The organism is Agathobaculum sp., assembly GCF_050946325.1.
In the GTDB taxonomy this organism is placed as follows: domain Bacteria; phylum Bacillota; class Clostridia; order Oscillospirales; family Butyricicoccaceae; genus Agathobaculum.
The window spans coordinates 1-7,439 of record NZ_JBMNUP010000093.1 but is presented as its reverse complement, the minus strand read 5'-3'; the positions used below and the strand labels follow the sequence as shown (position 1 = coordinate 7,439).

Sequence of the window (7,439 nt, the reverse complement as noted above, 5' to 3'; positions counted from 1 at the left end):
GGCGCTGGTTGCAGCCGAAGAGTCCGTCACTGTGATGATAACGCCTGCCTGCGTACCGTCGGACAAGGTCAAAATCAGCGTATGGCTGCCCCTGTCCAGGGTGCGCAGATAGGAAATCAGCAGACGAACCCCTGTGCTGCTCTCCGTATACTCGGACGAAAGGGAAAGCGTCTTTCCATCGCAGGCAACTTTTTCTGCACGGACGCCGGCAGGCAGCGTGACTGCCACACTGCCATTCAGCGAAGACAGCTTACCCAGGTCAATGTCAATGCGGTCAGGCGAAACACCAGACGAGCTTGAGGTATCCACCGTCTGTCCGCCAATCGTCGCACTGATTCCAGGGGCCAGCGTATAGGACGCAACAGAAACGCTCTTTGCAAAGCTCACGCCCGCCGCCTTAATATCGGCCTGAAGAATCGTGCCATATCCGGTAACAGAGGCTGCCTTGGCCGCCGTCAGGGTTTCCACCACCGTCGACGCGGTTGTGCTGACCGTCGCTTCGCCCGACAGCAGCAGTTCCGCTACTTCGGCGTCCAGCGTAAACGATACTCTGCTCTTCCCTCCGGCAGTAACCGCCGTCAGGCCGCTGGAACCCGCGTTCAGCGTCTTTTCGGACAGCGTTGCCGCAGAGGCAACCTCCGTCCGCGCAATCTGTGTGGCGCCCACAGCGGTTACATCCAGCAGTCGGTTCATCGGCGAGGACACAATCATACGGTCGCTGGTCGTATCGTTCAGCAAAACCGTGCCGCCCGATACAATAATCGCGCCCTCCACCTTTACATTATTCAGTGTGACCGCCGCAGCGCCCACGCCTTCCGTGATATACAAGTCGCCCTTTACCGTTGCATTGGACAACGTGCAGCCCTCAGAAATGGTCACATTTTCCGTATCCGTTTTCAGATCCGCGCCCGTATAGGTCTTGCCTGCCACAGACAGCGGCGTGCCCAGATAATAATACAGGATTTTGGCCACTTCACCGCGGGTAACAACACGCCCCGGCTTGAAAGAACCGTCCTTGTATCCCGCAAGAATGCCCTTATCCACCGCAGCTTTGATATAACCCGCGCTCCACTTGGAAATCTGACTCTTATCCGTAAACTTCAGTTCATAAGGCGACACGGTGCCAGGGTCGGCTTTCAGCAGCCGCCCGATGATAACCGCCGCCTGCTCACGGGTCAGCGTACCGTCCGGATCCATCTTATTGTTCCCCACACCATTGATGTATCCGTATTTGGCGGCAATCTGCACCGTTTCATAGTACCATGCCGTCGGCTTGACGTCCGTATAGGAGATGGACGCCTTCTCTGTGAAGTGGAACGCACGATTGATGTAACGCATAAATTCCGCGCGCGTCATCTGCCGGTTCGGCTCATAAGTACTGGTATTTTTCTTTGGGAAATAGATTTCCTGTTCATGCAGATAGGAAATGTACTTTTTTGCCCAGTGGTTTTCGATATCGGACGCTGCAAAAGCGGCCGGAATCATAGAGGCCAGCATTACTGCACACAGCAAAACCGATAACAGTCGTTTTTTCATATCCAACACCCCTTATTGAGATTAGTTATAGTATACCATAGACAAATCCTCTTGACAACAACGGATTGCTTTCAAGCGTTTTTTACAAAACGGATAAACTGCCGTCCCTTCCGGCTTACGCCGCCAAATTCCACCAGCCGCGCGCGGCCCAGACCGCGCACCGTCAGCCGGTCTCCCTCGGCAAGCTGCCGCTCGGGTTTCTGGCAAAGCGCGTTGTTGACAAAGACTGTTCCCCGTTCAATGCGCTCCTGCGCCTCCTTCCGTCCAAGGCCAAACACCAGCGCCGCCACACTGTCCAGCCGGGGCGAGGCGACCGAGCCCGTCCCCTCTTTTTCCGCCGTTTCCGCCGTTTTCAGTTCCTCTATCGGCTCCCGCGTCAGCTCAACCTGTTTGCGGCCCGCTCGGGCAAAATGCAGCAGAATGAAATCCGCCATCTCCTCGAGCACAACCATGTCCGCGCCTTGCTCATGCACCAGAATATCCCCGATCATCGCGCGGTCAATCTGCAATCCCATCAGCGCGCCCAGATAATCCCGATGTGTCAGCACGTCCTCTTTTCGTTTGTGCGCACGCAGCAGCGCAAGCGGAGCCGCCTGACGCGCCGCCTCAGCATCCATATAATCCGGATAGAATAAATATATGCCGCGCTCCGAGTCTTCATACCCGCCCCAGAACAGCGCCTGCCCCGCCAGCCCTGCCAGCCTTACCGCTTCCGTACAAAGCGTTCGTTCCTTCAAATCCAAAATTTTGGTATAGGTCAAATACCCGCGTTCCTCACACACGCGCGCTTTATCCAGCAGACCTGCCAGCAGCAGCCGCTCCTCTTCCGTGCGGGCCAGCGCAGCGAGTATTTCATTTCTGCTTTTCACAGCTATCCCTTCTTTTTCGCAATCCTTTTTTAAAACCTATTGTACTCTTTTCCGGTTTCGTTTACAATAGAATTCAGAAGAACTGCAAATGCAGGGAGGCGATATGCATGGCAGTGAAAGACAGCGTACTGCAGGCGCTGGAAAGCGCACGGGGGGAAAGGCTGTCCGGCGGCCGGCTGGCCGAAACGCTCGGCGTATCACGCGCGGCGGTACACAAAGCGATTGATGCGCTCCGCGCGGAAGGCCTGGCAATTGACGCGGTGCCCGGCGAGGGATACCGCCTTGCCGACGGCGACGACAGTCTGACCGCCGCAGGTATTTCCGTACTGCTGGATACCGCATATATCGGGCGCGATTTGCTGGTTGAGCATTCGCTCACTTCGACCAACTCGGTACTCAAAGAGCGCTATCTCAACCGTCCCCACGGCTTCACATTAATTGCAGAAGAACAAACCGGAGGCCGCGGCCGGCTCGGACGTTCCTTTTCCTCGCCCGCGCAGTCAGGCATTTATATGACTATGCTGCTCCATCCCGTGCTTCCGGTCAGCCGCATCCAATTTGTCACCATTGCAGCCGCCGTTGCTGTGGCCGAGGCCATCGAACAGACGGCCGGCTTTTGCCCGCAGATCAAATGGGTCAACGACGTGCTGATGGAAGGGCGCAAGCTATGCGGTATTCTGACCGAAGCAACGATTGAGGGAGAAACCGGCGCTGTCAGTTCGCTTGTTGTCGGCATCGGCGTAAATCTCCGCCCCAATCCCGCGTGGCCGGACGAAGTCAAGGCCGTAGCCGGCGCTGTCAGCGATTTTGGTACGCCGCCGCGCCGCGCCGCTTTAGCAGCCGCAATTCTCTCCCGCTTTGAGCGCGCCTACGCCCTGCTTGACAGCGGGCAGGATGCCGCTTTGCTTGCGCAATACCGCAGCCGGCTGTGCTGCATCGGCAAGCCTGTTACAGTAATCAGTCCCGCTGCAACATATCAGGCAGAATGCACAGGGCTGAACAGCGAAGGGCATCTGCTCGTCCGCACGGCGGATGGACAAACCAAAGCATTGTCCTCCGGCGAAATCAGCATCCGCTTTTAAATACAACCAACAGCAAAGGAGTATATCATTCATGTTTCAAACCGCCGCAGGCGTTACCATTCCCTTTCCGGAAAAGCTTTCTGAACAATACCAGCTGGATGGCGATACCATCACGTTGAACCTGAGCTTTGAAAAGCTGGACGATTTTGTTCACTCGTTTTACGCGGAGTTAAACGCGCCGCTCTTTCTCGCAGTGCATCCGGATGCGGAATCCGAAGAGGTCTGGTATCTGGATGGAATGACAAAAAAACAGCTTGCCATGATTCTGGACGGTTACGGCGAACTGCTGTATCAGGATGGGCTATCCGCTTTTGCCATCGGTTCGCTGCAAACAGAGGAAGAAATTTTCGTGCAGAAATATAAGGTCATCTCCATTTACAGTACGAATATCCAGCGTTTTGTTCCGCTGCTTGAACAGTTTGGCGTTTCACACACTGACAAGCTGCTCACGGCATGGGATACTTTTTCAGAAGAACACCCCGGAGAGGCGCAGCGTCTCCAGATCGCCGGCCAGACCATACCGGATATGATCACAGACCTGCAAAAAATTGGCATGTATAAAGGCTGACGAATTTACGTCAGTCTTTTTCTTTTGTTTTCTGCCGCAGCAGGCAGCACTTTGTGTAAAAAACGCCCGAAGAAGCTTCCGCTTCTTCGGGCGTTTTCCTTGTCAATGCCGCCTTGCCGGCACCCTCTTTGCCTGCAAGGATACGATGCTCTGAAATCAGATTTCCATAATGATGGGCAGTACCATCGGACTGCGCTTGGTCTTTTTGAACAGGTAGTCGCTGACATCGCCCTTAATCGCGGATTTCAGGTTGTTCCAGTCGCGCACACCCTCCGCCGCGCAGCGGTCAAGCGCCATCTGCGAAATGGTACGCAGTTCCTCCATCAGCGCCTCCGCTTCCTTGACATACACAAAGCCGCGGGAAACGATATCCGGTCCTGCAATCACCACGCCGGTCGTTGCGTCCACCGTGACGACAATCACCAGCAAACCGTCCTCCGACAGATGCTTACGGTCGCGCAGCACTGCGGTGCCGACGTCTCCGACGCCCAGGCCGTCCACCAACAGCCGGCCTGCGGGCACGGGATTGCCCAAACGCGCCGAATTTTCACTGATCTCCACCGGACGGCCGATTTCGGTGATCAGAATATTCTTGGGGTTGACACCCATTTCCCTTGCAAGGCCTGCATGCTGCACCAGCATGCGATACTCGCCGTGTACGGGAATAAAGTATTTCGGGCGGGCCAGGCCAAGCATCATCTTCAAATCCTCCTGGCAGGCATGGCCGGAGACATGAATGGCAGCCGAACGGTCATAAATCACCTCGGCGCCCTGCTTGTACAGCTCATTCACCATATTGCTGACCGACTTTTCATTGCCCGGAATGGCAGAAGCCGCAATCAGAATGCGGTCGCCCGCATTGACCTCCACCTGCTTATGGCTGCCATACGCCATACGGTACAGGGCGGACATCGTCTCTCCCTGCGAGCCGGTGGATACAATGATCAGCTGGCTGCGCGGAAAACGTTTGATCTCCGCAATATCAATCATCACGCCGCCGGTATCCTTCAGATAGCCCAGTTCCATTGCTACCTTTGAGATTTTCTCCATACTGCGGCCGCAGACGGCTACCTTTCGTCCTGTTTTGGCAGCAATGTCCAGAATCTGCTGTAAGCGGGATACGTTTGAGGCAAAGGTCGCAATAATAATGCGCTGGTCACTTGCCTTGATAAACTTCTCAAGCGATTTGCCGACAATTTTTTCGCTTGGCGTATAGCCCGGACGTTCCACGTTCGTTGAGTCGCTCATCAGCGCCAGAATACCCTTTTTGCCCAGTTCACCAATCCGAACCAGGTCAATCATCTCACCCGAGGCAGGCGTCAGATCAATCTTGAAGTCGCCCGTGTGCAGAATCACACCCAGCGGCGTCGTAATTGCCAACGCAACCGAGTCTGCAATGGAATGATTGGTATGAATAAACTCAACCTTGAAGCAGCCCAGCTTTACTGTATCTCCCGCGCGCACATGATGCAGCTTGACCTTCTGCGGCATCTTGTGTTCCGAAAGCTTGGTTTCAATAATGCCGCAGGTCAGACGGGTCGCATAGATCGGCGCGTTGCATTCGCGCAGCACATACGGAATGGAGCCGATGTGATCTTCATGGCCATGCGTGATGACATATCCGCGCAGCTTGTTCAGATTGCGCTTGAGATAGGTCGTATCCGGAATAACCAGGTCAACGCCCAGCATATCATCGTCCGGAAAAGCCACGCCGCAGTCAATTACGATAATATCGTTTCCATACTCAATCAGCGTCATGTTCTTGCCAATCTCATTCAAGCCGCCAAGCGGTATAATCTTCAGTTTTTCTTTCATAATGGTTCTATCACTTTCCTTTTCCTATCATTTTCGTCTTTTTGTTTTTCGTGATGTAAATATCCGCAGGCATTGCACCCGCTGTTAAAAAGGCCGGCCCATAATCCCGTACAGCCGCCTTTTCATTTTTTCATCATGCAGTTCAATCATCCCGCCATCAGCGTCATACGCCGCATATCCCTTTGCAAACTGCACACACTTATAATAGAATACCACAGCGGATTGCGGCTGTAAAGCAATTTTTACCCGGCTTTGCATGTCCGCATCTCTCAGTATCTGCACAACACCGCTCCGCTATACTGTTACCTGAAAAATGACCACACCCCAAAAGGCCATCTGCCCGTTTCGCCGTTTTCACGTCGGTTTTGTCTCAGAATTCTGCAAAAGAGCGGTTGCCTGTCCCCGCCTTTTGAGAAGGGTCCCTATCCGGTAACACAATATATTTTGTCCTGTAACCTTTCCATGTACACAACAGCTTGATTTTCTTGTCCAAATCGCTGATTTTTTTAGAGCATTCCACAGAGTTATCCGCACTCACAGGGGATGATTCGTCAATTTGCACAGAATTTATAAAACCCATTTGACAAATCGCCCTGCGTGCTGTATGATAGGTTACAGAACGGAAACAGATTGAAGACAAAACAGTAACAACCTGAAAACAAATTGGTAACAACCGATGCCGTGCCATGCACGGGTTTTCACTGAAGTATTAGGAGTGTAACACAAATGTCCATTTCTCTGCGTAAGCATGCAGCCCGGCTTGCCGCTGTGGCGCTCGCCCTCAGCACAATGGCAACGTTCAGCGCGGCCGCTCTGGATGAGCCGGTTGCCGTGCTTTCTTCCAACCTGAATTCCTCGGTCGGCACGGTGCTGACATCCGATCAGATTCTGACCGCTGAGCAGGCGCTTTCCCAGGCTAAGGCGGAAGCAGACGCCAAAGCCAAGGCAAACGCCGCCGCTAAGGCTGAAGCCGCCCAGAAGGCTGCATACAACGCGCTGCTGACCGATCCGGTAGCAACCAAAACGGTGGCCTATTCCGCGGATCTGGTTGCCAGCGACTTGATTAAGAAAAACGCCACTTCGCTCGGCAACTACAAGCTGACTTTTTATGATTCCTGCGCGCTCTGCAACGGCAACTCGCACGGCATCACCGCCTCCGGCACGCAGATGGCCGAGGGCCGCACCATTGCAGTAGACCCCTCCGTGATTCCGCTGGGCAGCCGTGTTTATATTGAAGGCTACGGTCTCTTCATTGCGGAAGACACCGGTGGAGCAATTAAGGGCAACAAAATCGACGTAGCTGTTTCCTCTCATGCCCGCGCTTATGAACTTGGCGTCAAATACGCAAACGTTTATCTGCTTGATTAACAAACATTTGGGACTGTGCCCTTGCACAGTCCTTTTTCTTTGTGTTATGATAGAGACACCAAGGAAGTGACTGCAATGAACGCCTCTGATCGACGAATCAAAATTACACATCTGTTATCCCATGCAGAGGGACCTGTTTCCGCTGCCGCTTTGGCCGCGCAATGCGGCGTCAGCCGCCAGGTCATCGTGGGCGATGTCGCA

General features: G+C 54.0%; 7 protein-coding genes and 1 pseudogene. 4 read left to right on the top strand and 4 right to left on the bottom strand.

The window, feature by feature from the left end; translation table 11 throughout:
- Together ACOYIE_RS07825 and ACOYIE_RS07820 are read right to left on the bottom strand one after the other, a co-directional pair.
- On the bottom strand, positions 1-1,536 hold a 1,536-nt coding region (locus ACOYIE_RS07825), incomplete at its 3' end, for an S-layer homology domain-containing protein (RefSeq protein WP_433412071.1).
- 71 nt (positions 1,537-1,607) lie between these two features.
- Positions 1,608-2,405: an RNA-binding protein gene (locus ACOYIE_RS07820; RefSeq protein WP_433412069.1), complete on the bottom strand. Its 798-nt coding sequence runs from the start codon at positions 2,403-2,405 to the stop codon at positions 1,608-1,610.
- A gap of 107 nt (positions 2,406-2,512) precedes the next feature.
- Between ACOYIE_RS07820 and ACOYIE_RS07815 the strand changes: the two genes are divergently transcribed.
- Together ACOYIE_RS07815 and ACOYIE_RS07810 are read left to right on the top strand one after the other, a co-directional pair.
- Positions 2,513-3,487, top strand: a complete 975-nt coding sequence (locus ACOYIE_RS07815; protein ID WP_433412067.1) for a biotin--[acetyl-CoA-carboxylase] ligase — start codon at positions 2,513-2,515, stop codon at positions 3,485-3,487.
- Between the two features lie 31 nt (positions 3,488-3,518).
- Positions 3,519-4,055, top strand: coding sequence for a hypothetical protein (locus tag ACOYIE_RS07810; protein WP_433412065.1), 537 nt, complete (start codon positions 3,519-3,521; stop codon positions 4,053-4,055).
- Between the two features lie 156 nt (positions 4,056-4,211).
- On the opposite strand, the gene ACOYIE_RS07805 is transcribed toward ACOYIE_RS07810, so the two are convergent.
- Positions 4,212-5,870, bottom strand: a complete 1,659-nt coding sequence (locus tag ACOYIE_RS07805; RefSeq protein WP_433412063.1) for a ribonuclease J — start codon at positions 5,868-5,870, stop codon at positions 4,212-4,214.
- A gap of 84 nt (positions 5,871-5,954) precedes the next feature.
- Entirely contained in the window at positions 5,955-6,086 is a 132-nt protein-coding gene (locus ACOYIE_RS07800; RefSeq protein ID WP_433412061.1) for a hypothetical protein, read from the bottom strand.
- A 963-nt stretch (positions 6,087-7,049) separates the two neighbouring features.
- Here ACOYIE_RS07800 and ACOYIE_RS07795 point away from each other — a divergent pair.
- Positions 7,050-7,238: pseudogene (locus tag ACOYIE_RS07795) on the top strand (3D domain-containing protein); the annotation flags it as partial.
- A 75-nt stretch (positions 7,239-7,313) separates the two neighbouring features.
- Positions 7,314-7,439: HTH domain-containing protein (locus ACOYIE_RS07790; RefSeq protein ID WP_433412073.1), on the top strand; the 126-nt coding region annotated here is incomplete at its 3' end.

What these genes read in the sequence shown, in the direction of transcription:
- ACOYIE_RS07805 (WP_433412063.1), bottom strand. Translation starts at nt 5,870, where the DNA reads ATGAAAGAAAAACTGAAGATTATACCGCTTGGCGGCTTGAATGAGATT.
- ACOYIE_RS07815 (WP_433412067.1), top strand. Translation starts at nt 2,513, where the DNA reads ATGGCAGTGAAAGACAGCGTACTGCAGGCGCTGGAAAGCGCACGGGGG.
- ACOYIE_RS07810 (WP_433412065.1), top strand. Translation starts at nt 3,519, where the DNA reads ATGTTTCAAACCGCCGCAGGCGTTACCATTCCCTTTCCGGAAAAGCTT.